19 protein-coding genes are annotated in these 25,124 nt (G+C 70.2%); 9 read left to right on the forward strand and 10 right to left on the reverse strand.

The genetic code is table 11. The features are described from left to right. Positions 1 to 396 precede the first annotated feature (396 nt). Both Pph01_RS03195 and Pph01_RS03200 read right to left on the reverse strand, forming a co-directional pair. Positions 397 to 6,000: a GH92 family glycosyl hydrolase gene (locus Pph01_RS03195; protein WP_204071394.1), complete on the reverse strand. Its 5,604-nt coding sequence runs from the start codon at positions 5,998 to 6,000 to the stop codon at positions 397 to 399. 411 nt (positions 6,001 to 6,411) lie between these two features. Next, entirely contained in the window at positions 6,412 to 7,368 is a 957-nt protein-coding gene (locus tag Pph01_RS03200; protein ID WP_204071395.1) for an ROK family protein, read from the reverse strand. Between the two features lie 64 nt (positions 7,369 to 7,432). Here Pph01_RS03200 and Pph01_RS03205 point away from each other — a divergent pair, with 64 nt between their 5' ends. The 7 genes from Pph01_RS03205 (at position 7,433) to Pph01_RS03235 (ending at position 16,173) form a co-directional block, all read left to right on the forward strand. Next, positions 7,433 to 8,464, forward strand: a complete 1,032-nt coding sequence (locus Pph01_RS03205) for a LacI family DNA-binding transcriptional regulator (protein ID WP_239116402.1) — start codon at positions 7,433 to 7,435, stop codon at positions 8,462 to 8,464. Positions 8,465 to 9,162: 698 nt separating this feature from the next. Next, complete coding sequence (gene mmsA, locus Pph01_RS03210; protein ID WP_204071396.1) at positions 9,163 to 10,710, forward strand: multiple monosaccharide ABC transporter ATP-binding protein; 1,548 nt, start codon at positions 9,163 to 9,165, stop codon at positions 10,708 to 10,710. Further along, complete coding sequence (mmsB, locus tag Pph01_RS03215; RefSeq protein ID WP_204071397.1) at positions 10,707 to 12,005, forward strand: multiple monosaccharide ABC transporter permease; 1,299 nt, start codon at positions 10,707 to 10,709, stop codon at positions 12,003 to 12,005. The genes mmsA and mmsB overlap by 4 nt, the downstream gene beginning before the upstream one ends. A gap of 65 nt (positions 12,006 to 12,070) precedes the next feature. Further along, positions 12,071 to 13,186, forward strand: coding sequence for a substrate-binding domain-containing protein (locus Pph01_RS03220; RefSeq protein WP_204071398.1), 1,116 nt, complete (start codon positions 12,071 to 12,073; stop codon positions 13,184 to 13,186). 156 nt (positions 13,187 to 13,342) lie between these two features. Continuing rightward, entirely contained in the window at positions 13,343 to 14,533 is a 1,191-nt protein-coding gene (locus tag Pph01_RS03225; RefSeq protein ID WP_204071399.1) for an ROK family transcriptional regulator, read from the forward strand. Between the two features lie 245 nt (positions 14,534 to 14,778). Further along, positions 14,779 to 15,060, forward strand: coding sequence for a hypothetical protein (locus tag Pph01_RS03230; protein ID WP_204071400.1), 282 nt, complete (start codon positions 14,779 to 14,781; stop codon positions 15,058 to 15,060). A 603-nt stretch (positions 15,061 to 15,663) separates the two neighbouring features. Continuing rightward, complete coding sequence (locus Pph01_RS03235; protein WP_239116403.1) at positions 15,664 to 16,173, forward strand: GNAT family N-acetyltransferase; 510 nt, start codon at positions 15,664 to 15,666, stop codon at positions 16,171 to 16,173. A 37-nt stretch (positions 16,174 to 16,210) separates the two neighbouring features. On the opposite strand, the gene Pph01_RS03240 is transcribed toward Pph01_RS03235, so the two are convergent. From Pph01_RS03240 to Pph01_RS03260, 5 genes are read right to left on the reverse strand one after another with little or no spacing between them, the layout of a single operon-like run. Then, positions 16,211 to 17,431: an ABC transporter permease gene (locus tag Pph01_RS03240; RefSeq protein ID WP_308441868.1), complete on the reverse strand. Its 1,221-nt coding sequence runs from the start codon at positions 17,429 to 17,431 to the stop codon at positions 16,211 to 16,213. Further along, a complete protein-coding gene (locus Pph01_RS03245; RefSeq protein ID WP_204071401.1) occupies positions 17,428 to 18,120 on the reverse strand; it encodes an ABC transporter ATP-binding protein in 693 nt (230 codons plus the stop codon). The genes Pph01_RS03240 and Pph01_RS03245 overlap by 4 nt, the downstream gene beginning before the upstream one ends. Further along, entirely contained in the window at positions 18,117 to 19,196 is a 1,080-nt protein-coding gene (locus tag Pph01_RS03250; RefSeq protein ID WP_204071402.1) for an efflux RND transporter periplasmic adaptor subunit, read from the reverse strand. The genes Pph01_RS03245 and Pph01_RS03250 overlap by 4 nt, the downstream gene beginning before the upstream one ends. Beyond that, positions 19,193 to 19,786: a hypothetical protein gene (locus Pph01_RS03255; protein ID WP_204071403.1), complete on the reverse strand. Its 594-nt coding sequence runs from the start codon at positions 19,784 to 19,786 to the stop codon at positions 19,193 to 19,195. Before Pph01_RS03255 ends, Pph01_RS03250 begins: the two co-directional genes overlap by 4 nt. A gap of 56 nt (positions 19,787 to 19,842) precedes the next feature. After that, positions 19,843 to 20,376, reverse strand: coding sequence for a hypothetical protein (locus Pph01_RS03260; protein WP_204071404.1), 534 nt, complete (start codon positions 20,374 to 20,376; stop codon positions 19,843 to 19,845). A gap of 124 nt (positions 20,377 to 20,500) precedes the next feature. Here Pph01_RS03260 and Pph01_RS03265 point away from each other — a divergent pair, with 124 nt between their 5' ends. Next, positions 20,501 to 21,151 (forward strand): response regulator transcription factor, encoded by a 651-nt coding sequence (locus Pph01_RS03265; protein WP_204071405.1) that lies wholly within the window; start codon positions 20,501 to 20,503, stop codon positions 21,149 to 21,151. Continuing rightward, on the forward strand, positions 21,148 to 22,374 hold the full coding sequence (locus Pph01_RS03270; protein ID WP_204071406.1) for a sensor histidine kinase: 1,227 nt from the start codon (positions 21,148 to 21,150) through the stop codon (positions 22,372 to 22,374). Before Pph01_RS03265 ends, Pph01_RS03270 begins: the two co-directional genes overlap by 4 nt. Here Pph01_RS03270 and Pph01_RS03275 read toward each other — a convergent pair. The 3 genes from Pph01_RS03275 to Pph01_RS03285 all read right to left on the reverse strand — a co-directional run bounded on the left by Pph01_RS03275 (position 22,363) and on the right by Pph01_RS03285 (position 25,122). Then, positions 22,363 to 23,796 carry a dihydrolipoyl dehydrogenase family protein gene (locus tag Pph01_RS03275; RefSeq protein ID WP_204071407.1) on the reverse strand — a complete coding sequence of 478 codons (1,434 nt, stop codon included), beginning with the start codon at positions 23,794 to 23,796 and terminating at the stop codon, positions 22,363 to 22,365. The genes Pph01_RS03270 and Pph01_RS03275 overlap by 12 nt on opposite strands. A gap of 131 nt (positions 23,797 to 23,927) precedes the next feature. Continuing rightward, positions 23,928 to 24,146: a hypothetical protein gene (locus Pph01_RS03280; RefSeq protein ID WP_204071408.1), complete on the reverse strand. Its 219-nt coding sequence runs from the start codon at positions 24,144 to 24,146 to the stop codon at positions 23,928 to 23,930. Between the two features lie 160 nt (positions 24,147 to 24,306). Next, positions 24,307 to 25,122: an alpha/beta hydrolase gene (locus tag Pph01_RS03285; protein WP_204071409.1), complete on the reverse strand. Its 816-nt coding sequence runs from the start codon at positions 25,120 to 25,122 to the stop codon at positions 24,307 to 24,309. Between the last annotated feature and the right edge of the window lie 2 nt (positions 25,123 to 25,124).

Consider the following 25,124-nt stretch of genomic DNA (forward strand, 5'->3'; position numbering starts at 1 on the left):
CACCTCCCGCCTGTCCGACGAAGTCCACGATCGGTCAGGGGCCTCCACTCCTCACGGTAGTCCGGGTGGCCGGAGCACGGCAGGGCACGGTGTGCCGGGACCTTCACCGCCCGGCTCATCCCCCGCGACGGCGACGAGCAGCGGCCGGAAGCCGATGCACGGCATGGTGGAGCATGGCTGCCGTTCATCTCTGGGCAAAACGGCAGATTCGATACCAAGCATCATTAAAACCCGCCGTCCTGCCCTGTCCGCCGATCTCCAGTGACCGACGGCCTGAAATGAGAAAGCCTGGTCATCTTGTGGATGACCAGGCTTTCGACCCACCCGGATGGGGAGGGACGCCGCCGGTGGGCGGGGCCGTGGTCACGCGCCCCGCTCACCGGCGGCTTCGGTTGATCAGTTCGAGCCGGTGACCGTGAAGGGCACCTCCACCCGGGCCGCCGAGTCTGCGCCGGCCAGCGTGACACTGGTCGAACCGGGCTTGGCCGTACCGGGAACGCTGACGGTCTGTCCGGTGACGATGCCGTCGCCGTTCGCGTGGACGGTGGTGGCGGACAGGCCGTCACCGAAGGTGATCGTGACCGCCTCGCCCGGGGCGAACCCGTTGGCGTCGATCACGATCGCCGTGCCGCGAGGCCCGGAGGTCGCGGAGGCGAGCGCCTCCGGCCGGTACACCGGCGCCGCGGGCTGCTCGGTCACCTGCACGGTCGCCGTCGCCGGTGTCTGCGAGGACGTGCCGGCGGCGGTGACGGAGTACAGGCCGGGCTCGGCGTCATCGGACGCCTCGACCGACGCGTGCACCGCTCCCGTCGACGATGCCTCGACCGTCAGGCTCCGCACCGGGCTGGTGCCGAGCTTCACGGTCACCTGCTCGCCGGCGGCGAACCCGCTGCCGTTGACGGTGATCGGGGCGCCGGCGAGAGCCGACGGCGTCACCGCGATCGACGGCTGCCGCCCGGACCCCGCCACCGTCACGGTGAAGGACTCGGTGCGGCTCGACCGCGTGTCCCACGAGGTGACGTGCACCGTGTAGGTGCCCTCCTGGGCGTAGGTGTGCCGTCCGCTGATCGCGCCGGACGCGTCCACGACGGCGTCGTCGGGAACCGTGCCGTCGCCCCACTGGACACGTGCGTGGTAGCCCGCCGAGCCGGGGACGCCGCCGGTGACGGAACCGAGGTCCGCCGAGAGGGCCTGCCCCGCGGTGGCCTTCTGGGCCTGCGGTGCGGTGGTCTCCAGCGTGGGGGCCGGCGTACCGTCGTCGGCGACGGCGAACACGTGGATCCTGCCCGCCGAGCCCGGGTCGCCGGTCTGCGCCGGCAGGGTCACCGAGACCAGCTTCTTGCCCGCCGGGATCTGGTACGGCGCGGTGGCGAACAGGAACGGCTGCGCGCTGTCCCTGCTGGTGCCGTACAGCCGGTACGCCGCCTTGGCGACGACGATGTTGCCGTACGACGGAGTGCCGTTGGCGTTGCCGCCCAGCGTCCAGTCGCTCATCTGGATCGGGAGGGTCGCGGCGCTGCCGTCGCTGAACGTCGCGGTGGCGGTGGTGCTCTGGTTGCCCTGAGTACCCGCGCCGATGAACGAGATGCTCTTCGCGTCGTCCGGCAGGTCGAGCACGATCGTCTTGCCGTTGCCGGTCGCGTCGTCCGCCTGCCCCGCCGGGATCTCCGGCAGAGTGAAGTGCAGCGCCGTACCGGGAACGTCGTGACGCTCGCCCTGGGTCACGCCGGCCGCCTCGAGAGCGGCGCGGGAGTACGCCCACGACTTGGCGTCGCAGTTCGCCGCGACGACACCCTGGTCGCCGATGCACACGGTGTCGAAGGCCGCGGTGAGGCCGGAGTCCGGCACGTAGGCCACGTCGACCCCGGCCGTGTCCGAACCCTGCCCGTCGCCGTCGGTGACCGTGACGCCGGCCTGGTGGTAACCCGGCGTGGCGTAGGTGTGCGAGCCGGTGACGTTGTACACGCCGCGCGAGCTCAGGGTCACGGTGCCCGGGGTGGCCGGCGTGCCGTCGCCCCAGTCGATCGTGGCCTGGTAACCGCTCGCGTCGCCACCGGTGACGGTGGCCAGCGGCGCCGACACCGCGGCGCCGGACCTCGCCTGGACGCCGCTGACGGCGGTCACCGCGATGTCGTCACCGGTGAGCTGGACGTCGCCGCCGGAGAGCAACTCGATCTCGGACAGGTTCGTCTGCGTGGCGCCGACGGACTCCGTCACCACCAGGCGGAACTGCGTGAACCGTCCCGGATGGTCGATCTTGAAGGACCGGGTCTGGTTCCGCCACGGGAAGACCTCTCCCTTACGGGAGTCGACAGTGGTCCAGGTGATCCCGTTCTTGGAGCCCTGCAGGCGCCAGTCCGCGGGGTCTCCCGCGCTCGCCCCCGAGGTGAGGGTGTAGTACGTCGGCTTCTGCTTGCCTCCGCGGTAGGTCCAGTTCACCTGCGGCGTGCCGGTGGCGAAGGTCATCTGCGTGGTCGACGTGTCGTCGAACAGCTTCGACGCGTCCTGGCCCCCGGTCGCGGTCGCGGTGCCGAGACCCGGACCCGTGGTGTCCTGGAACGGCTTGGGCGCCTCGTCGCCCTTGGTCAGCGACGGCGGGGCGTCGTGCTTGCCGGTACCCCAGGACGACGGCTCCGAGCCCATCTGGAAGTCGATCCTGCCGCCGCGGGCGAGCTCGGACGAGTCGATGGACACCGAGTGCTGCGTCCTGCCGTTGACCTTCACGCTCTGCACGTAGACGTTCTTCGTGCTGTTGTCCGGCGCGTTGACCACGATGTCGCCGGTCTTGCGGTGGACGGTCATCTGGGTGAACTGCGGCGAGCCGATGGCCCAGTTGGACGAGCCGGCCTGCAGCGGGTAGATGCCGAGCGAGCTGAGGACGTACCACGACGACATCTCGCCGTTGTCCTCGTCGCCCAGGTAGCCCTGGCCGATCTCGCTGCCGACGTAGAGGCGCTGCAGGATCTCCCGCACGATCGCCTGCGTCTTGGAGGGCGCCCCGGCGTAGTCGTACATGTACGGGATGTGGTGCGAGGGCTGGTTGCTCATGCCGAGCTGGCCCAGGCGCACCGCACGCGCTTCGAGCATCTCGTGGATCGTCGTGCCGTACCCACCGACGTGGTCGGCGTTCTCCGGGGTGGCGAAGAACTCGTCGAGCTTGTCCCGCAGAGCCTTCTGCCCGCCGAACAGGTTGGCCAGGCCCTGGCCGTCCTGCTGCGCGGTGAACGCGAAGTTCCACCCGTTGGTCTCGGTGTAGACGCCGCCCCAGTCGAGCGGGTCGCCGGTCAGGAAGTTGCCGGAGGCGTCACGCCCGCGGAAGAACTTCGTCTTGTCGTCGAAGAGGTTGACGTAGTTGCGAGCCCGCTCGAGGAAGTACTCGGACTCCTCCTTGAGCCTGGCGCGCTCCGACTTCGGCGTGGCCGGGTCCTTGGCCAGGGCCGCGCCCATGTTGCCGATGCCGTAGTCGTTGATGAAGCCCTCGAGGGCCCACGACACGGACTCGCCGGTGGAGGTCGGCGTGTAGCCGAGGAACAGCGAGGTCTCGATGCCCTTGCGGCCGACCTCGCTGCGCCCGGAGGCGACGGTCGCGTCCTTCACCGCGGAGTCGTACGCGGCGAGCGGGTCGGGCAGCTTGACGCCGTTGAGGTAGGCCTCGGCCAGTGCGACGTTGGCGCTGGTGCCGGTCATCAGGTCGGCGTAGCCGGGAGACGACCAGCGGGCGACCCAACCGCCGTCACGGTACTGCTGGACGAACCCGTCGGCGATCTTGGCCGCGATGTCCGGGTACAGCAGCGAGTACGCGGGCCACACCGTGCGGTAGGTGTCCCAGAACCCGTTGTTGACGTAGATCTGCCCGTCGACGATCTTCGCGCCGGTCTGCGTGGCGGTCGACGCGCCGGTCGGCGCCGACACCGGGCTGGCGTACTGCCAGTGCGGCTTGTCGGCGGTGCCGGTGTTCTCCGACTGCGAGTTCGGATACAGGTTCAGCCGGTACAGGTTCGAGTACAGCGAAACCCGCTGCGTGTCGCTCGCGCCCCGCACCTCGATCCGGCCGAGGCGGTCCTGCCAGGCCGCGGTGGCGGCGGCGTGGATCTGGTCGAAGCTCTTGCCGGTGACCTCGAAGTCGAGGTTCCTGTGCGCCTGGTCGACCGAGATGAACGACGTCGCGATGCGCAGCGTCACCTGCCGCGTCGCGGACAGGTCGAAGGTGGCCGCCGTGGCGGTGGTCGCCGTCGGCGCCCGGTCGAACGTGCCCGACACGAACATCCGGCTGCGACCGGCCGACAGGCCGCTTCCGTTGTCGACCCAGCCGGTGAACGTGCCGTCGGAGCCGATGGTGAACGTGCCGTTGTAGAAGACGAGGCTTCCGGTGGTCTGCCCGGCCGGGAAGGTGAACTGCATGATGCCGCCGTGGTCGGTGGGCGACATCTGCGCGTTCAGGCCGTTCTGCAGCGTGACTCCGTAGAAGTCCGGCTGTGCGACCTCGTCGTCGTGACTGAAGGCGACGGCGCGGTTGCTCGGCGCTCCGGTGAGCGGTCCGCCCGCGAGCACCGGCATGACCGACATCTGGTTGCGGTCGCCCATCCACGGGCTGGGCTCGTGCGAGATCTCCAGGCCCTGCAGCATGGGCAGGTTAGCCGCGTTGTTGGCCCGCTGGTAGTCGTACTCCCAGTTGTTGGACGCGGCGTTGGTGACCGGCGTGAAGAAGTTGAAGCCGTTGGGCACCGCCGAGAGCGGCAGGTTGTTGCCGCGCGAGAACCCGCCCGTCGCGTTGGTTCCGCGCCGGGTGTCGACGTAGTCGGTCAGGCTGGAGCCGTCGATCGGCGCCGGAACGCCCGTCACGACGATGTCGTCGAGCCAGCCCTGGAACCGGGTCGTGTCCGTCGCCTGGGGGTCGTCGTAGGCGAGCAGGATGCGGTCGATCGTCTTGCCGTCCGCGACGGCTCCGATCTCGGACTGCACCGCGTTCCACTCGTCGGTGTACAGCACCTTCGAGGCACCCTGCCCGGCCGCCGTGAGCGGGTAACCGTGCTGGTCGAGGGGGGAACGGCTGCTCAGGTAGCTGCCGTCGGTGAAGTGCAGGTCGACGGCCACGTAGGTCGACGGGTACCGCGCGTCGTCGGCGGTGAACTCGGGGAAGACCTTGTAGGACAACCGGGTCTTGGGCCCGACCGGGATGTCGACGTCGAACAGCTTGTTGGTGGCGTGCGCGCGGCCGCCGGCCTGGGCGTAGCCCGCGTACCGCACCGCGGTCACTCCGGTGAACCCGGCCCCGGGCTTCATGTTGGCGCCGTCGACCGGACCCGGACCGGCGACGCTGACCATCGGGGTGGCCGGCCGCACGACGTCCGAGCCGTCGCTGATGTTCCAGTCGGCGAGCTGGATGATCGAGTCACCGGAGTTCGCGGTGACGTTCAGCCGGTAGTACGTGTAGGCGGTCGTGTTGGTGAAGCTGTAGGTGTTCGTGGCGAACCGCCCGCTGAAGCTCACCCCCGTCCGCTTGTCCAGGTCGGTCCACTCGTTGCCGTCGTTCGACCCCTGAACCGCGAAGTCCCTGGGGTCGCGGCCCGGCGCGTCGTTCGCGGAGGTCAGGGCGTACTTCTTCACCACCACGGGCTGGGCCATCTGGTAGGTCACCCAGCCGGCACGGCTGAACGCCAGCCACTTGGTCGACGAGTCGTCGTCCTTGAGCTTCGCGGCGACTTCGCCCGGCGGGTTCTCCGCGCTCGCGGTCACCGCGCTGATCTGGCTGAGCACGCTTCCGGGCAGTCCGGGGTTGGATCCGCTCAGGTTCGCCTGGACCGGCTTGCCGTCCGCGGTCTCGACGGTGCTCGCCGCGGCTTGCGGGTCGGCCGTCTCGAACGAGGAGCGGAAGTCGCCGGGCGGCGCCGCGGCGCTCGCGGCGGGTACGCCGACGAGCATCCACACCGGCAGCGACAGCGCGGTGGCCGCGGCTATCCGCCGGAGGGACAGGAGGCGGGCTATGGGGGAATGGGGCATGGACGGGGGCCTTTCGACTCGATGGGGGTCGAGAGCGTCGAATGTCGGGGTGACGACCCTGGGTGCCGCGGTCGATCGACTGCGACGGAGCGCGGACGCGCCTGCCGGGCGCTCGGGCCGGCCGTGCTTCGGGCCGGCCTTCATCGGCCTGGAGCGGTCCGGCTCCGGCGGCCGATCAGCGCGGGCCGGTGCCGGGCGAGGTGCCGTGAGGCGGCGCGAACCGCCACGGCCGCTGCCGTGAGTTCGTATGGAGATGTTGAGCCATGCGAAAGCTCCACGAGGGGTCGTTGGGCTCGCGCAAGCGCACCCGGCTGCAGATCGCGGCTAGCCTGATCCCTCTAAGACAACGTTGTCAAGAGCGATCCCGTAACCTGGCGGAAACAGGCTGTTCGTTTCCCCGGTTCAGCGGGGTCAGGTGAGCGAGGCGACGCCGCGGCCGGCGTAGGCCTCCGGGGCGAGCACCAACGCGGCGGCGCCGACCAGGCCGGCGGCGTTGCCGAGGCTCGCCGTCGTCACCGTCAGCTCCCGCAGGAAGGCCAGCCGGCCGTGTTCGGCGATGGCCTCCCGCAGCGGCGGGAAGAGCAGGTCGTGGGCGGCCGCGACACCGCCGCCGATCACCACCCGGGACAGGTCGCAGATGGCGGCCGTCGAGACGATGCCGGCCGCGAGGGAACGGCCCGAACGCCGGAACGCCTCGTTCGCGTGCGGATCTCCGGTCCGGGCCGCGTCCGCGAGGTCCACCCCGGTCGGCGCGGGCACGGGCGCCTGCCACCCCGCGCTCAGCGCCCACGCGACCATGCTCGGGCCGCTGCTCATCGCCTCGACACAGCCTCGGCCCCCGCACGGGCAGGGAACGCCGTCCAGGTCGACGACCATGTGGCCGATGTGGCCCGCGTTGCCGGTCGGGCCCGCCACCAGGCGACCGGCCTGGATCAGGCCGCCGCCGACCCCGGTGGACACGACGATGGCCAGCAGGTCGTCGACGCCCTGCCCGGCGCCGCGCCAGTGCTCCCCCACCGCGGCGCAACTGCCGTCGCCGGCCAGTCTGACCGGGACGCCGGGGACCAACTCGGCGAGACGGTCGAGGAGCGGGAAACGGCGCCACGCCGGGATGTTGACCGGGCTGATCGAGCCCTCCGGCAGATGGATCGGGCCGGCCGAGCCCACACCGACTCCGACCACCCGCCCGGTGCCGGCCACCGCGCGCAGGTCCGCGACGAGTTCGGCCACCGGCAGCCAGACCTCCTCAGGGTCCGGAGACCCGGCGGTGGGCCGCACCCGGCGTTCCGCGACGGTCCCGTCGGTGGCGACCAGCGCGGCCGCGACCTTGGTTCCGCCGATGTCGACGGCGAGGGCGAAGTCGGACATGCTACTCCTATTGCTCGGACAACGTTGTCACAATAGCGGTCGGTCTGCCGGTATGGTTCGTCGCATGGCTAGCGACGTCGGCCGTACGAAGCGGCCCACCATGGTGGACGTGGCGACCCGTGCCGGCGTGAGCCTGAAGACCGTCTCGCGGGTCGTGAACAACGTGCCGCACGTCCAGCCCGAGCTTGTCGAGCGGGTCCTCGCCGCCGTGGCCGAGCTCGGTTTCCGCCGCAATCCGTCGGCCAGCTCGCTGCGCTCCGGACAGGCGACCGCCACGATCGGGCTGCTGATCGAGGAGATCGCCAACCCCTTCTACGCGACGATCGCGGGAGCCGCGGCCGAGGTCGCCCGACTGCACGACACGATGCTCATCATCGCCAGCTCCGAGGAGGATCCGGCGCGCGAGCGGCAACTGCTGCAGGACATGTGCGCACGCCGCGTCGACGGGCTGATCGTGGTGCCGGCCGGTGACGATCACTCGTTCCTGCGCGCCGAGGTGGAGCTCGGCACCCCCATGGTCTTCCTCGACCGGCCGGCCGGAGGGCTGATCGCCGACACGGTGCTGCTCGACAACCGCGGAGGCGCGCGGGCCGGGGTGCGCCGGCTCGTCGACGACGGCCACCGCAGGATCGGCGTCCTGCTCGACTCGCTCAACGTCTACACGATGCGCGAGCGGCTCGACGGCGCGCAGGACGCGCTGGCCCCGGCCGGCGTGCCGTACGACACCCGACTGGTCCGCGACGGCGTCCGTGATCCGGTGGACGCCGCCAGGGTCGTCTCGGAGATGCTCGACCGGCCCGATCCCCCCACCGCGTTCTTCAGCCTGAACAACCGGATCACCCTCGGGGTGATCGAGGAACTGCACCGGCGCGGCAGCGACGCCGCGCTGCTCGGGTTCGACGACTTCGACGTCGCCCGGCTGGTGCCGTACCCGCTGACGGTGATCGCCTACGACACCCGCGAGCTGGCCCGGGCCGCCACCGAGTTGCTGTTCCGCCGGATCGGAGGGGACCGGTCCTGGCCGCGGACGGTGGTGCTCCCCACCGAACTGGTCGCGCGGGGCGCCTCGGCACGCCGAGCCGGCCACGCGCCCTGACCGTCTCCGCGCGCTCCGATCGGCCCGCCGTACGGCGTGGGCCGCACCGGCCCCGCCCTGCGGCCGGTCGGGGGATCGTACGAGGTGAGACGCCTAGAAAGATGCCCGCGCGTCACGAAATGGCCACATTGGAACGGGCCGAGTTGACACGCCCGTAACGCGGGTGGAGTCTCTACCCGCTGCCTGCCTGACAACGATGTCACGCCCGATAGGAGGGAACCAAGATCGATATGCTTGCCGACCTCTCCTCCCCCGGCGACGTGTCCCGTCAGGAAGTCCCCGCACGCACGGATACGCCTGCCGATCCGCATCGGGGTGAAAACCCCCAGTACGATCGCTTTCGGCGGCCGTCGTCACCCCCCGCCCATGACGAGGCGGCCGTGCATCGCCGGCAGTCCATCGCAGCCCCTGGCCGCGTGCGACTGCGGGGCCGACACGCGTCGATCACCCCCAGATCAGGCGAACTGTCCGAGAAATAAGCGAGTGGGGTTCCAGTGACCCCTTCGTCTTCGAAATCGTTCAGGCAGCGGAAGAAAGTCGCCTGAACAGACGACGACCCCGGAGGCAACAATGTCAGAGGAGACGTGGCGCGGCCCCCTGCAGCCGGACGCGCGCGGATCCCTCCGGCGGCCCAGGGACGGCGATCCCGCCGTCCCTCAGCCGTACCAGGCGCAGGCCCGGAACGGGGTGAGCCGACCATGAGCGACGCACCCGTCCTCCTGGAGATGCGTTCGATCACCAAGGAGTTCCCCGGGGTCAAGGCCCTGTCCGACGTCAACCTGGTGGTGCGGTCCGGCGAGATCCACGCGATCGCCGGGGAGAACGGCGCCGGCAAGTCCACCCTGATGAAGGTCCTCAGCGGGGTCTACCCGTACGGCACCTACTCCGGCGAGATCCTCTACCAGGGCACGGAGAGCCGGTTCTCCGACATCCGGGCCAGCGAGCACGCGGGCATCGTGATCATCCACCAGGAGCTCGCCCTGGTGCCCGGCATGTCCATCACCGAGAACATCTTCCTCGGCAACGAGCCGGGCCGCGGCGGCGTGATCGACTGGAAGGTCGCCAACCGCCGTGCGATCGAGCTGATGGCCCAGGTCGGCCTGGAAGAGGACCCGGACACGCTGATCAAGGACATCGGCGTGGGCAAGCAGCAGCTCGTGGAGATCGCGAAGGCGTTCGCCAAGGACGTGAAGCTGCTCATCCTCGACGAGCCCACCGCCGCCCTGAACGAGGACGACTCCCAGCACCTGCTGGAACTGCTGCGCGGCTTCAAGCGGCAGGGCATCACCTCGATCATCATCTCCCACAAGCTCAACGAGATCGCGCAGGTCGCCGACTCCATCACCATCCTGCGGGACGGCCGGACGATCGAGACCCTCGACATCAAGGCGGACGGCGTCGACGAGGACCGCATCGTGCGGGGCATGGTCGGCCGGGAGCTGCACAGCCGGTTCCCCGACCACACGCCCAACATCGGCGAGGTCTTCTTCGAGGTGCGCGACTGGACGGTCCGTCACCCGATCTCCTCCGAGCGCCTGGTGGCCAAGCACTCCGGCTTCACCGTGCGCCGCGGCGAGATCGTCGGGTTCGCCGGCCTGATGGGCGCCGGGCGGACCGAACTGGCGATGAGCCTGTTCGGTCGCTCGTACGGCAACTACGTCTCCGGGCAGATCTTCAAGGACGGCAAGGAGATCGTGCTGAAGTCCGTGTCGGACGCCATCGACCACGGACTGGCGTACGTCAGCGAGGACCGCAAGGCGATCGGACTGAACCTGCTCGACGACATCAAGACCTCCATGGTGTCGGCCAAGCTGTCCAAGATCTCCAACCACGGCGTGCTCGACCAGGTGCGGGAGTACGAGGCGGCCGAGAGCTACCGGAAGAGCCTGCGCGTCAAGGCCCCCACCGTCGACGAGGGGGTCACCAAGCTCTCCGGCGGCAACCAGCAGAAGGTCGTGCTGGCCAAGTGGATGTTCACCGACCCCGACCTGCTGATCCTCGACGAGCCGACCCGCGGCATCGACGTGGGCGCCAAGTACGAGATCTACGGCATCATCCAGCGGCTGGCCGACCAGGGGAAGGGCGTCATCGTCATCTCCTCGGAGCTGCCCGAGCTGATCGGCCTGTGTGACCGGATCTACACGGTGTTCGAGGGGACCATCACCGGCGAGATCCTCCACAAGGACGCCGACCCCGAACTCCTGATGAAGCAGATGACCTCAGCGAAGAAGGCACAACGAGCATGAGCCGCGCGAAAGAACTCCAGAAGTCCCTGTTCGGAGGGACGACCTCCAACGCCCGGCAGTTCGGGATGATCTTCACGCTGGTCGCGATCGTCCTGCTGTTCCAGATCCTGACCGACGGCCTGACGTTGAGCCCCGTCAACCTCATCTCGCTGGTGAGCCAGTACTCCTACATCCTGATCCTGGCCATCGGAATGCTGATGGTCATCGTCGCCGGCCACATCGACCTGTCCGTCGGCTCGGTCGCCGCGTTCGTCGGCATCGTGGTCGCGAACATCATGCAGGACTACTCCATACCGTGGTTCCTCGCCGTGCTGATCGGCCTCGTGGTCGGCGCCGTCATCGGCGCCTGGCAGGGCTTCTGGGTGGCGTACGTCGGCGTGCCCGCGTTCATCGTCACCCTGGCCGGCATGATGTTGTTCCGCGGCGGCAACCAGTACATCGGCAACGCCGACACCATCCCCGTGCCCGAGGGCTTCCGGACCATCGGCGCCGGCTTCCTGCCGGAGGTCGGTCCGAACACCGGATACAACAACCTCACCCTCGTGCTCGGCCTGGTGATCTGCGTGGCGGTCGTCGTCCGCGAGTGGCGGGGCCGCCGCACCCGGCACCAGATGCAGGCCGAGGTCGCCCCCATGTGGATCTCGGTGATCCGGGTCGCGATCCCGCTCGTCGTCGTGGTGTTCGCGACCCTGCAGTTCGCCGGTGGACGGATCGGGACCAGCTTCCCGGTCTCCGGCATCATCCTCGGCGTCCTGGTCGTGATCTACGGATTCGTCACCCGCAACACGGCGGGCGGCCGGCACATCTACGCGGTCGGCGGCAACGCCCGCGCCGCCGAGCTGTCCGGCGTCAAGCTCAAGCGGGTCAACTTCCTGGTGATGATGAACATGTCGGTCCTGGCGGCTCTGGCCGGCATGATCTTCGTCGCCCGTTCGGCCGCCTCCGGGCCGCAGGACGGCATCGGCTGGGAGCTGGACGCGATCGCGGCCGTCTTCGTCGGCGGCGCGGCCGTCTCCGGCGGCCTCGGCACCATCAGCGGGTCAATCGTCGGCGGCCTCGTCATGGCCGTGCTCAACAACGGCCTGCAGCTGATGGGCGTGGGGTCCGACCGCGTACAGATCATCAAGGGCGTGGTCCTGCTGCTGGCCGTCGCGCTCGACGCCTACAACAAGAAGCAGGGGCGCTTCTCAGTCATCGATTCACTGATGCGCCCGTTCCGCAGGGACGCGGCACCCAGCTCCGCGTCTCCCGTGGAGACGGGCCAGGAACACGGCAAGAGTCCGGTGGCAGGCTGACTCGGCCACCGTTCGGCGGACGGAACGACTCCGTCTCGTCTTATTTCGAAGAAGGGCACCTCAAAATGCGCAATATCCTTGTCCGGGGTGTGGCGGCCGGCGCAATCGCGCTGCTGTCGCTGGCCGCCTGCTCCTCCGAGCGTGAGGGCGGCGACTCCACCGCCACCTCCGGCTCGACCGAGGCCGCCAAGGGCTTCCCGGCCAACTCCCTGATCGGCGTCGCCCTCCCGGCGAAGACCTCGGAGAACTGGGTCCTGGCCGGTGACCTGTTCACCAACGGCCTGAAGGAGGCCGGCTTCCAGGCGGACGTCCAGTACGCGGGCTCCTCCACCACGGTCGCCGACCAGCAGGCGCAGATCTCGGCCATGGTCACCAAGGGCGCCAAGGTCATCGTCATCGGCGCGACCGACGCCGCGCAGCTGAGCACCCAGGTCGAGGCCGCCAAGCAGGCCGGCGCGACGGTCATCGCCTACGACCGTCTCATCAAGAACACCCAGGGCGTCGACTACTACGTCGCGTACGACAACTTCAAGGTCGGCGAGCTCCAGGGTCAGGCCCTGCTCGACGGCATGGCGAAGAAGAAGCCGAGCGGCCCGTACACCGTCGAGCTGTTCTCCGGTTCGTCGGACGACAACAACTCGGCGGTCTTCTTCGACGGCGCGATGAGCGTTCTCAAGCCGAAGATCGACTCTGGCGACGTCGTGGTCGGCTCCGGCCAGACCGACATCAAGCAGACGGCCACCGACGGTTGGAAGGCCGAGAACGCCCAGCGTCGGATGGACTCGCTGCTGACCTCCACCTACAACGGTGACAAGACGCTGGACGGCGTGCTCTCCCCGAACGACACGCTGGCCCGCGCCATCATCACCTCGGTGAAGGGCGCCGGCAAGCCGCTGCCCATCGTCACCGGTCAGGACTCCGAGGTCGAGTCGGTCAAGTCGATCGTGGCCGGCGAGCAGTACTCCACGATCAACAAGGACACCCGCAACCTGGTCAAGCAGACCATCCAGATGGTCAAGGACCTGCAGGCCGGTAAGACCCCCGAGGTCAACGACACCAAGTCGTACAACAACGGCGTGAAGGTCGTCCCGTCCTTCCTGCTGCCCCCGATGATCGTGACCAAGGACAACGTCGTCGAGGCGTACGCCAACGACCCCAACCTGGCCCCGCTCACCAAGTAGCGGCGACGGTAGTCACGTAGGACCGTGGGTCCCCGGAAGACGGGGACCCACGTTCGTTTACCGGGCGAATTCCGCCCACTGGAAAAGGGACCTTCCCGTGGCCGCGATTTCACATCAAGGGCGCCGCAGGCCCGGCGAGAGCTGGGCGCGTCCCGGATGCTGACGATCGCCGCTCCCAGTCAGGAGGAGGTCCGCCGCCGGAACCTGGGCGCGCTGCTCCGGTACGTGCACATCCACGGCGCCACCTCCCGGGCTGAACTGACCGACCGCCTCGGGCTCAATCGCAGCACCATCGGCGCCCTCACCGCCGACCTGGCCGCAGCCGGCCTGATCCGTGAGGAGACCCCTCCGAAGACCGGCCGTGCCGGCCGGCCGTCGCTGGTCGTGCGGCCCCGATCGTCCCGGGTGTACGCGTACGCGCTGAGCATCGAGGTCGACCGCCTGCGGGCCGCGCGGGTGGGCCTCGGCGGGAGGGTCCTGGACAGCCGCACCGCGCACCGCCCGCGCGGCCTGCAGATCCTCGAGACCATCGGCCCGCTGACCGATCTCGTGCGGGACATGCGGCGGGCCGTGCCCGCCGGCTCCTCCTGCGTCGGAGGCGGGGTGGCCGTCACCGGCACCGTGCGCGGCGCGGACGGCACGGTGCGGATCAGCTCGCCCGTCGGCCGGGTGGCCGACCCGGTCGGCGAGGCCCTCGGCTCCGAACTCGGCCACGACCACGCCCTCGTCGTCGCGAACGCGGCCGACGTCGGCGCCCTGGGCGAGCACGTCCGCGGCGCGGCCGCGCCCTTCGACGACGTCATCTACCTCCACGGCGACGTGGGCATCGGCAGCGGCATCATCGCCGGAGGCCGGCCGGTGACCGGACACGGCGGCCACGGCGGAGAGGCCGGGCACATGGTCGTCAACCCGCACGGCCGCGCCTGCGGCTGCGGTTCCCGGGGGTGCTGGGAGACGGAGATCGGGGAGCAGGCCCTGCTCCAGCGCGCCGGGCAGGCGGGCGCCACCGGCCGCGACGCCGTACTCGCCGTCATGGACGCGGCGGGACGCGGCGACCAGGCGGCCGGCGCAGCCATCCGGCACGTCGCGGACTGGCTCGGGTTCGGCGTGGTCAACCTGGTGAACATCTTCAATCCGAACGCGGTGGTGTTCGGCGGCACGCTGAGCGAGCTGTATCTCGCGGGCTCCGCCCAGGTCCACAGCCGGCTGAGCACCATGGCGCTGCCCGGCCGGGAACACGTCCGGTTGCGCACCCCGCTGCTCGGCGACGACGCCTCCCTGATGGGCGCCGCCGAGCTCGCCTTCGAACGGCTTCTGGAAGACCCGCTCGTCGCCGCCGGCGGCTGAGACCGCGTGTGCGCCGCTGACCGCCCGCTGGTGCGGCGCGGACAGGGCGGCCGGATCACGGTCGCGTGCCGGCTCGGCTACCTGGTCTGGTCCATCGAGCCCGCTTCATGGGCGGGCTCGTGGTACCGAGCGACGCTGACGGCCTGCACGGGGACGTGCGACGGAGCCCTCACCATCCCCACCACTACGCGACATGTCCTGCTAGGGTCCTCGGACCCCTCATACCGGTAAGGAAAGGACCCCCCATGCAGCAAATCCCAGGCGCCGGACAACAGGTTGGCCCCAGGGACCGTTGGGCCAAGTTCCGTGGGCTCAGTTGGTGGCAGTTGGTGCTGTCGCTTCTCCCGCTCGTGTTGGCAGGGCTCGGTGGCGCGCTCGGCGGAGTCATCGGAGCGGCGGCTCTCTTCGCCAACCTAGCCATAGCGCGGAAGCAGTTCGCGACGCCGCTGAAGGTCCTCGCGATGGTCGGCGTGGTCGTCGCCTCTTACTTTGTGTTCCTCGTCATCCTCGTCCTGCTGACGAGCTGACGCCTCATGCCCAGGGGCGCGCCGGGCGCGCCCCTGGCCGCATTACACCTCCTGCCGGGATGCGTCCGTCCCTTTCTGCGATCTGCTGACCGAGGATCAAATGGCGGCGATCCCCGCGCCCTCGCGGTGCGTGATGCTCGCTGGCCTCAGCGAATGAGGGGTGAACCACGCTCGAATTGGGCGGATGGTTTGGCACCGTCGTGTGCCTGAGGAGGACCGAGAGCACCGTTAGTCGTTCGTCTCAATCGACGCCTGCACCGGCGAGGAGGCGAAGCTGCGGGTGCTCGTCTGAATCGAGTGGTGGTTCGACAACGACCTGCGGGACGTGGTCGCCGCTAAAGCTGGAGCCGGCGCCCGCTGCAATCACGGCCGACCTCGATCGTCCCGCAGCCTTCACGCCGTCCGACCAGGAAGAACTGGAGTGATGCGCCACAGCCCGTTCGAGACGTGGCCCCAGATCCAAGGCGCACACGACTTCGAGGTGACGGCGGCGCACTCGGTCGCGTGGTGGGGATCTTGCGGCCAGGGGCGCCCCGTTGATCACGCTCGTTGAGCTGGTGGTGCTCGCCGGAAATAGTCATGGTCGACCGGTAACGTGACCTTGTGACCAGAGACTTCACCGTGTACCCCGCTCATGCCGGCGACGGAGACGTGGTGGGCGAGATCCACGCGGAGTCGTGGAAGGCCGCCTATATGGGCTTCTTCTCCCCGGAGTTCTTCGCGGAGGCGGTGAGGCGGCGCCGCGGCAAGTGGCATGACGTCCTCGCCCGGGGCGAGGCCACCGCCATGCTGGCCGCGCAGGACGACCGGCCGCTCGCCTTCTCCTACTTCGGCTCCTCCCCCACCAGGCCGGAGTCAGCGGAGATCTTCGGCTTCTACGGGCACCCGGACGGCTGGGGCAGCGGGATCGCGGGCATCCTGATGGCCGCGTCCCTGGAGACGATGCGCGAGAACGGCTTCAGGCAGGTCCATCTGTGGACGCTCCGCGACACGCCTCAGTCACGCCGCTTCTACGCCAAGAGCGGCTTCACCGAGTCAGGCGCGGTCCGCGGCCATGACTTCGGCGACGGCAACCCGATCGACCAGGTGGAGTACGCGCTGGTCCTCGGCTGACGGCGCCCGGTCCGCGGCGGGCGGCGCCGAGGCATCGTCACGGCGTCGCCAGCGCTTCGGTCGGAGACAGCCGGGCCGCCCGGATCGCCGGATAGAGTCCGGCGAGTCCGCCGATGAGCAGGGTGGCACCGAGGGCACCTGCCGTCGCCCACACCGGCACGACCGCCGGCCAGCTCTGGTGGGAGGCGTATCCGGTGGTGACGGCGATGCCCAGCAGTACCCCGCCCACCCCACCGAGCATCGACAGCAGCAGCGACTCCGCGAGGAACTGCACCCGGATCTGCCCCCGGGTGGCGCCGAGCGAACGGCGTAGCCCGATCTCGGCCCGGCGCTCCAAGACCGAGATCACCATCGTGTTGGCCACTCCGATGCCGCCCACCAGCAGCGCTACCGCGCCCAGTCCGAGCAGCAAGCCGTTCAGGGTGGCATCGGCCGCTCGGCGCGCGGCCAGGACGTCCGAGGGACGGGACACCTGGACATCACCAGGTGACTCCGGGTTGGCGGTGGCGGCCAAGACTGCGCGTACGGCCTCGACCTGACTGTCCCGCGACCGGGTGTAGACGGTCGTCGCCCGCCCGTCGAAGCGGAACGCGTCGGCGGCGATCTCCCAGCCGATCAGGACGGCCGAGTCCAACTCGGGCGCGAGTGCGACCTCGTCGAGCACGCCGATCACGGTGAACCGTTCGCCGCCGACCAGGATCTCCGCTTGCGGGCTGGGCCGGCCGATGCCGAGCCTCTCCGCCGCCGACGCGCCTAGCACCGCAGCCGGGTACCGGCCGGTGACACCGTTCAACCAGGCGCCGCTGCGCAGGGTCGCGCCGACGGTCTGCGGCAGGCTCACCCGGGCCGCCAGCACGGACAGCCCGTTGGTCTCCACCTTGGGGATCCTGTCCGAGCGATACACCTTGGCGTTGTGGATCGCCCCGGTCGCCGAGACGGCGGTGACCGGGCCGATCCGCGCGATCATCGCCTCGGCCTCGGCGGGCAGCTGCGCGTCCTGGCCCCCGATGGTCTGTCCGGGGGAGACGGTGAGCAGGTTCGTGCCGAACGCGGCGAGCTGACGGTCCAGCTCCGCGCGAGAGGAGGACGAGATGCCGACGACCGCGACCATCGCGGCGATGCCGATCGCGATGCCAAGCGCGGAGAGCAGCGCCCGGGTCGGCCGGGTGCGCAGGCCCGCCGCGCCGACCCGGACCACGTCACGCGGGGCCATGCGGGCGGGCGAGAGCCGGGGTCGGCCCTGGTGCGCGGTCATCATTGGGTCACCCCGGCCACCTGCGGCGTGATCGCGCTGTCGCCGACCACCCGGCCGTCACGCATGAGCACCTGCCGGTCGAGCCCCGCTGCGACCTCCCGGTCATGGGTGATGACCACCACCGTGGTACCGGCGGCGTTGAGCTCCCGCAGCACGGAGATGACGCCGTCGCCCGAGGTGGAGTCGAGGTTGCCGGTCGGCTCGTCGGCGAGCAGCAGCGCGGGATCGCCGATCACCGCCCGGGCGATCGCGACCCGCTGCTTCTCGCCGCCGGACAGCTCGTGCGGCTCGTGGTCGAGCCGGTGCCCGAGTCCGACCCGCTCCAGTGTCGCCTCGGCCCGCCGCCGCCGCTCGCTCAGTCCGACCCCGGCGTAGAGCAGGCCGTCGGCCACGTTGTCCAGCGCCGGTAGGCCGGTGGCCAGGTGGAACTGCTGGAACACGAAGCCGATCCGGCTCGCGCGCAGTGCCGACAACTGCCGGTCGGACAACCGCGACACGTCGTGGCCGTCGACCATCACCCGGCCGGAGGTGGGCCGGTCGAGCGTCCCCAGCATGTGCAGCATGGTGGATTTGCCCGAGCCGGACGGGCCGGCCACCGCGACCAGTTCGCCGGCGCCGATGGTCAGGGTGACGCCGGCGAGCGCGTGCACGTCACCGGGATACACCTTCGTCACGTCGGTCAGTTCGATCATTGCGGCGTCCCCACGGTCATGCCCTCGTTCAGCCCGTCGCCGGTGATCTCGACCCGGCCGTTCGCGAACAGGCCGGTCTCCACTTTGATGTAGCGCGTGGTGGATCCCTCGACGACCTCGACGCCGTAGCCGCCCTCGGCCAGCGCCACCAGCGCCGCGACGGGCACGGTGAGCACGTCCTTGCGCTCGGCCGCGGTGAAGACCACGTTGACCACGGCCGCCTCGATCCCCGTGGCCGCGGCGGGGTCGTCCAGGGAGACGATGGCCTCGATTCTGGTCTCGGCCTGGCTGCCCGGGTCGGTCGGCTGCTCGACCACCGTGTAGACCCGTTTCACCCGGCCGGCCACCTTCTTACCGTCGGGCATCTGGACCTGCACCTTCACGCCTTTGCGGGCCAGCCGTTGCTTGGCCACCTCCAGTTGGACCGTGATCTGGCGGCCGGTCCCGGTGTACCGCAACACCTCCTGCCCGCCGCCGGTGGACTGGTTCACCCCGGTCGTGACACTGTCGACCCGGATCTTGCCCGGCGCGAACAGCACTCGTCCCTGCTCGACCTGGCCGGTCTGCGACAGGCGCAGATCCTTCTGCCAGCGCCTCACCGCGGTCGCGGTGAGTGCCGTGTACGTGTTGTCCACCGTGAACCCGCCGTAGCCGAGGGCCTTCAGGTTCTCTTCAAGCTGCCGTACGTCCGCGCCGGTGACCCCCGGGGCGAGCGTCCGGTACGCGGCCACGGCGCCGTACATAAGCACCACCGGCCGGTTGTCCACCCGGTAGATCGGCCGGCCCCGGCGGACGACGTCACCCGCCAGCGGCACCTTGGTGACGACACCCGCGATCCGACCGGCCAGCGTGGCCTCGGCGCTGTAGCCGAGATCCCCTGGCACCTCGTCGGTGTCCGACATCGTCTGCCGAGTGACCTGCGCGGTGTCCGGTGGCAGGTCCGCCGCGGTCGGCGTATCCATGCCGCCCCCGCCGAACCCGACCGCTGCGGCGGTCGCCGCCCCCGCAGCGAGCACGACCGTACCGGCCACCGCGCCGGCGCGGCCACGCCGGCGCGCTCCAGATCGGCTGGTCATCTCGGCGTCGCTTCCGCGCTCGGGCGGTACGACCGGATGTACTCCCTGCAGAAGGCTTTCGCCTGGTCGTACTGCGGATCCTTGCGGACCTGCTCGGAGACGTCGACATGGGCTTCGGCGTCAGGGTCGGGGAAGTCCTCCACCCCGTGCTCCCGCATGCACCGCGACTCCTCGCGGGCCAACTCCGCCTTCACCGCGGCCAGGCCGGCGGATACGACCGGCTCGTACTGCTTGCACGCCTCTTGTGCCCTGGCCCCCACGTCCGGGTCCAGCGTGTCCTTGTTGAACCCGCCCCCCATCCGGACGTCGCCGTTGACGACCTGCGGGTCGGGCATCGGTACGCCGTGCTCCCGCATGCACCGCGCGTACCTGATTCCTTGCTCCAGCTCGCTGAGGCTCGGCGTCGCGCTCGGTGCGGCGGAGCCGTCCATCGAGGCGACGCCCCTGCCGTCGTCCGATTTCGAGCAGGCGGCCGCCATGACCAGCAATAGTGGTAACAGGCAGACGACCAGGAATCTCTTTCTCATCGGCGATTTGCCGACGACGTGGTCGTGCTCGACCGAGATCTGCCGCTCTTCCACTGCGACCATGTGTGCACCGCGTTGGCCTCGGGCGTCGGTGTCCAGCATCGTCTGCCGGGTCGTCATCACCGTGTGGCTCCAGGGCTCGGCGCGCGCGACGCGAACTCCGCAACCGTCTGCGCGCGGCACGTCTCCCTCGCGTCCATGAAGTCCGGGTCGGCCCCGACCTCCGAGGGGACTCGGGTGCCGTCGGGCCCCGGGTCGGGGAAGTTCTCCACCCCGTGCTCCCGCATGCACCGCGACTCCTTGAGCGCCAGCTCTTTCTTCAGATCCATCACGGGGCCGACCTCCTGGGGAGGGCGGTACTGCTTGCACGCGTCCTCCGCCGGGAACAGTTTGTCTCCGGCGGCCCCCTTGTCGGCGCGCCCTTGTCTGACGGTGTCGCCGTCGACCTCCGGGTCCGTCATCGGCACGCCGTGCTCCCGCATGCAGTGCGTGTACCTGATCAATTGATCCAGTCGGCTGACACTCTGCGTCACGCTGGGGGTGGCGGTGCCGCCCACCGAGGCCACGCCCTTGCCGTCGTTCGATTTCGAGCAGGCGGCCGCCGTGACCAGCACGAGTGGTAACAGGCAGCCGGCCAGGAATCTCTTTCTCATCAGCGGTCTCCTCCGGTCCGATGGGTCCAGTGGAGCAGCGGGCCCGCAACGGCTCCGTCACAGCGCCTGTAACGCCGGTGTAATGCATGGCCGCCGAAACTGCTGAAGCAGGGAGGATGTCAGGGTGCGAGTGCTACTGATCGAGGACGAGGTCCTGCTGGCCGAGCAGGTCGCCGACGGGCTGCGGGACCACGGCATCGCCGTGGACCTCGCGGCCGACGGGGTCGACGGCCTGCACAAGGCGGGCGCGAACCGGTATGACGTGGTCGTGCTCGACCGCGACCTGCCGCTCCTGCACGGCGACCACGTGTGCTCCGCGCTGGCCGCGAACGGTGGCGGCGCGCGGATCCTCATGCTCACCGCGGCAGGGGAGGCGGCGGACCGGGTCGCCGGCCTGGTTCTCGGCGCCGACGACTACCTGCCCAAGCCGTTCGTCTTCGAGGAGCTGGTGTTGCGGATCCGCGCGCTGGCCCGCCGGGTCGACAACGCTCCGCGGGTCCTGCGGCGCGCCGGTCTGACCTTCGACACCGCGCGACGCGTCGTGACCCGCGACGGCCGCGTCATCCCGCTGACCACGAAGGAGCTGGCCGTGCTGGAGATCCTGATGGGCGCCGACGGCGCCGTGGTCAGCGCCGAGGATCTGCTGGAACGGGCATGGGACGAGCACGCGGATCCGTTCACCGCCACCGTCCGGGTCACCCTCGCCCGGATGCGCCGCAAGCTCGGCGACCCGCCGCTGATCGAGACCGTCATCGGCGCGGGGTACCGGCTGTGAGGCCGCGGTGGAAGCACCCGTCGATCCGGCTGCGGCTGACCCTCGTGTATTCGGTCGTGCTCGTGGCGACCTGCGCGGCGCTCCTCGGGCTCAACTACGCGCTGCTGTACCAGAGCCTCTACAGGAACATCCATGGCCCGACCCCGGATGAGGTGAAGTCGGCTTTCATCGATCAGCCCGCAGGCGACCCGAAGGTCATGGCAATGCACCGCGATGATGCCGAGATCGCCCGGTTGCGTGCCGAGACGCTGCTCAACACCGCCGGAACCTCGGCGATCGCGCTGGGGATCACAGCGATGGTGGGGCTTGGTGTCTCCTGGGTCGTCACCGGCCGTATGCTCCGGCCGCTGCGAACGCTCACCGCCGCCACCCGGCGGATCTCCCAGGACCGGTTGGACGAGCGCGTCGCGCTCACCGGGCCGCGCGACGAGCTCAAGGAACTGGCCGACACCTTCGACGAGATGGTGGCCAGGCTGGAGGCCTCCTTCAACAGCCAGCGAAGGTTCGTCGCCGACGCCTCGCACGAGCTGCGCACCCCGCTCGCGATCGTCCGTACCGGCGCCGAGGTGCTGCTGGCCAAGCGGGAGAGCACGCACGAACAGTGGGAGGCCATGGCACACCGCATGCTGACCGCCACTGGCCGGGCCGAACGCCTGCTGGACGGCCTGCTGGCACTGGCCCGCAGCGACAGCGGCGTCATCGCTGACAAGCCGCACGACTTGGCGATCGCGGCGGCCACGGCGCTGAGCGAGGCGGACGAGGAAGCCGAGAGCGCCGGCCTGTCGATGACCAGCGACCTGCGCTCCGCCCCGGTCGTCGGCGATCCGGTGCTGCTCGATCGCCTGGTACGCAACCTGGTGGACAACGCGATCCGGCACAACCATCCGGGCGGCTGGATCCACGTGGGCACCGGTCGCCGCGACGGGAAGGCTGTCGTCACGGTACGCAACAGCGGCGACGCCGTCCCCCCGGCCGAGGTCGACCGGCTGTTCGAGCCGTTCCAGCGGCTGACGTCCGACCGCACCGCGAGCTCCAGATCGACCGGTCTGGGCCTCGCCATCGTCAGGTCCATCGTGCACGCGCACGACGGCACGGTGACGGCGGCGCCGAACGCCGAGGGCGGACTCGCGGTCACCGTCACCCTGCGTGCGCGAGACGGTCTCTCCGTGCCCGCCGAGGCGAGCGATCAGGAACCGGCACCCGCGGACGGATCACCGCGGTGAACCGTCGGGCCGGCCGTACGCCTCGAGGAGGCGCAGCCAGATCTCAGTGACCGTGGGATACGAGGGAACGGCGTGCCACAGCCGGTCGAGCGGAACCTCCGCGACGACGGCGACGGTGGCGGCGTGGAGCAGATCGCCCACATCCGGCCCGACGAAGGTCACGCCCAGGACGACCTTGCGCCGCTCGTCGACCACCATCCGGGCGCTACCGCGGTAGTCGTCGGCGCGCAGGCCCGCGCCCGACACGTTGCCTATCTCGTAGTCGACTACGCGGATCTCGTAACCGGCCTCGCGCGCGGCCGCCGCGGTCAGGCCGACGGAGGCGACCTCGGGTTCGGTGAACGTCACCTGCGGCACGGCCTGATGATCCGCGGTCGCCGCATGGACGCCCCAGGGGGCGTCCGAGACCGGAGCCCCCTTCACCCGGGCGGCGATGACGTCGCCCGCGGCGCGCGCCTGGTACTTGCCCTGGTGGGTGAGCAGCGCGCGGCCGTTGACGTCACCGACCGCGTACAGCCAGTCCAGCCCCGGCACGCGGAGCGTGTCGTCGGCCTCCAGCCACGCGCCGGGCGTGAGCCCGATCGTCTCCAGGCCCAGGTCCCGGGTCCGCGGGCTGCGGCCCGTCGCGACGAGCACCTCTTCGGCCTCGATCGTCGAACCGTCCGCGATCGTGATGACGACCCCGTTCCCGGTGCGGCTCACCCGTGCCGTCTCGGTGTTGAGCAGCACCGTGGCGCCCTGCTCGCGCAGCGCCTGCGCGACGAGTTCACCGGCGAACGGCTCCATGCTCGTCAGGAGCCCGCCGCGGGCGATCAGGGTGACCGCGGCGCCGAAGGCGGCGTACGCGGTCGCCATCTCCGTGGCGACGACCCCGCCGCCGATGATCGCGAGGCTCTCGGGCACGGTCTTGGAGCTCGTCGCCTCCCGGCTGGTCCACGGCCTCGCCTCGCGCAGCCCCTCGATGCCGGGGATCATCGCGTCGGAGCCTGTGGCCACGGCGACGGCGTGCCTGGCCGTCAGAACCGTGACCGTGCCGTCGGCGGCTGTGACGGTGACCTCCTTCGGCCCGGAGATGCGGCCGTGCCCCCGGACCAGCGAGATGCCGGCACTGTCGAGCCAGCCCACCTGGCCGGCGTCGGACCAGTCGTTCGCGAAGTAGTCCCGCCGGGCGAGAACGGCCGGGACGTCGAGTTCGCCGGTGACGGCTTCCGCGGCGCCCCGCACCTGCCGGGCGGCGCGGAGCGCCTGAACGGGGCGGAGCAGGGCCTTCGAGGGCATGCACGCCCAGTAGGAGCACTCACCCCCGACGAGCTCGCTTTCGACGATCACCGCCGTCAGCCCGCCCTGTACCGCTCGATCGGCCACGTTCTCGCCGACAGGCCCCGCGCCCAGCACGATGAGGTCGAAGTCGGTCGTATCCATCGCAGGCATATCCCTTTGTTGTGAGTGCTCACCGCCGGAAGCGGTGCGGCCGCGCCCTGAGCCGGGGCGAGATCGTCAGAAGACGCCGCGCCACGGCGTCGGGTCGTCCGCCACACGGGTGCGGCGGACGATCAACCCGAGAGCCCGACGATACGGTAGCCGCCCTCGGCGAGCGTGCGAGCCATGTGGTCGGCGTACCACTGCGGCCAGTCCTCGTCGTACCGTCCGCCGAGGGCTTCCGCCTCGTAGACGCCGTGCGCGGCCGCGGCCCGTTTGAGGAGATCAAGGATGATCTGCTTCGTCGCGGGGTCCGCCGGTTCCGCGCCCGAGTGGGAGCTCGTGGAATCCATGTCGCGATACTCCTGACCGAAGAACGAGTGATTATGCAATGAAACCAATCTAGAAGGGTGGTTTCCTGCGGACCCTCTCCCCCCATCTGTCGAGGCGCCGCTCTCTTGCACAGCCGTGCGGCCAGAGCCACGATCTTGGGCGGCGCGGCCGACGGCGGCGTCAGCACAGCACAGCGCGCAGCCATGCCGCCGTCATCGCGAGCGAGTCGGGGCGATCGAACTCCGCTCCCTCGTGGCCGGCGCCGCCCAGCAGGTCGAAGCGGGTGTTCGCCCCGGCTCGGCTCAGTGCGCGATGCAGGGCCTCGCCTTCCGAGGGCGGGATCACCCGGTCCCGATCGCCGTGTGCGATCAGGAAGGGCGGCGCCTGCGGACGGACGCGTGACGGCAGGCTCAGCTCCCGGGCGCGATCGGCGACGTCGGCGACATCGGGCACGCCGAGCAGATCCGCCTCGAACGCGAACGGCAGGATGCGGGCTTCGAGTTCGCTGCGGGAGCCGGACACCAGCAGATCGGACTGACCGAACCAATGGACGGCGGCCTGCACCGCGCTGGACTGATCCAGGTTGCCGCCGACCGTGCCCTCGAAGTCCGCGTCTCCCGGGGTCAGGGCCAGCAGGGAGCCGAGATAGGCCCCTGCCGACGCACCCCAGACGCCGATCCGCGCGGTGGCCAGGCCCAGGTCCGCACCGTGGGCCCGCAGCCAGCGGACCGCCCCCTTGAGGTCGTGCAACTGGTCGGGAAAGACCGCGCCTGGCACCAGCCGGTAGTTCACCGACGCCACCGTCACGCCGTACGCGGCCATCGGCGCCAGCCGCTCGGCGCTCCCGTCCGCCTTGTCGCCATGCCGCCAGCCGCCGCCGTGGACGTACATGACCACAGGCGCGCCGGGCTGCGGCGCGCGGTACAGGTCCAGCCCGAGTTCGGTCCCGCCGGCGGTGGCGAAGACGAGATCGTTCTCGACCGTCACAGACGTCATCG

It is taken from the genome of Planotetraspora phitsanulokensis (assembly GCF_016863295.1).
Taxonomy (GTDB): Bacteria; Actinomycetota; Actinomycetes; order Streptosporangiales; family Streptosporangiaceae; genus Planotetraspora; species Planotetraspora phitsanulokensis.

Excerpts from the sequence above, each read along its gene's own strand:
- Pph01_RS03195 (WP_204071394.1), bottom strand. The coding sequence starts at position 6,000 with ATGCCCCATTCCCCCATAGCCCGCCTCCTGTCCCTCCGGCGGATAGCC.
- Pph01_RS03200 (WP_204071395.1), bottom strand. The coding sequence starts at position 7,368 with ATGTCCGACTTCGCCCTCGCCGTCGACATCGGCGGAACCAAGGTCGCG.
- Pph01_RS03205 (WP_239116402.1), top strand. The coding sequence starts at position 7,433 with ATGGCTAGCGACGTCGGCCGTACGAAGCGGCCCACCATGGTGGACGTG.
- mmsA (WP_204071396.1), top strand. The coding sequence starts at position 9,163 with ATGAGCGACGCACCCGTCCTCCTGGAGATGCGTTCGATCACCAAGGAG.
- mmsB (WP_204071397.1), top strand. The coding sequence starts at position 10,707 with ATGAGCCGCGCGAAAGAACTCCAGAAGTCCCTGTTCGGAGGGACGACC.
- Pph01_RS03220 (WP_204071398.1), top strand. The coding sequence starts at position 12,071 with ATGCGCAATATCCTTGTCCGGGGTGTGGCGGCCGGCGCAATCGCGCTG.
- Pph01_RS03225 (WP_204071399.1), top strand. The coding sequence starts at position 13,343 with ATGCTGACGATCGCCGCTCCCAGTCAGGAGGAGGTCCGCCGCCGGAAC.
- Pph01_RS03230 (WP_204071400.1), top strand. The coding sequence starts at position 14,779 with ATGCAGCAAATCCCAGGCGCCGGACAACAGGTTGGCCCCAGGGACCGT.
- Pph01_RS03240 (WP_308441868.1), bottom strand. The coding sequence starts at position 17,431 with ATGATGACCGCGCACCAGGGCCGACCCCGGCTCTCGCCCGCCCGCATG.
- Pph01_RS03245 (WP_204071401.1), bottom strand. The coding sequence starts at position 18,120 with ATGATCGAACTGACCGACGTGACGAAGGTGTATCCCGGTGACGTGCAC.
- Pph01_RS03250 (WP_204071402.1), bottom strand. The coding sequence starts at position 19,196 with ATGACCAGCCGATCTGGAGCGCGCCGGCGTGGCCGCGCCGGCGCGGTG.
- Pph01_RS03255 (WP_204071403.1), bottom strand. The coding sequence starts at position 19,786 with ATGGTCGCAGTGGAAGAGCGGCAGATCTCGGTCGAGCACGACCACGTC.
- Pph01_RS03260 (WP_204071404.1), bottom strand. The coding sequence starts at position 20,376 with ATGAGAAAGAGATTCCTGGCCGGCTGCCTGTTACCACTCGTGCTGGTC.
- Pph01_RS03275 (WP_204071407.1), bottom strand. The coding sequence starts at position 23,796 with ATGGATACGACCGACTTCGACCTCATCGTGCTGGGCGCGGGGCCTGTC.
- Pph01_RS03280 (WP_204071408.1), bottom strand. The coding sequence starts at position 24,146 with ATGGATTCCACGAGCTCCCACTCGGGCGCGGAACCGGCGGACCCCGCG.
- Pph01_RS03285 (WP_204071409.1), bottom strand. The coding sequence starts at position 25,122 with ATGACGTCTGTGACGGTCGAGAACGATCTCGTCTTCGCCACCGCCGGC.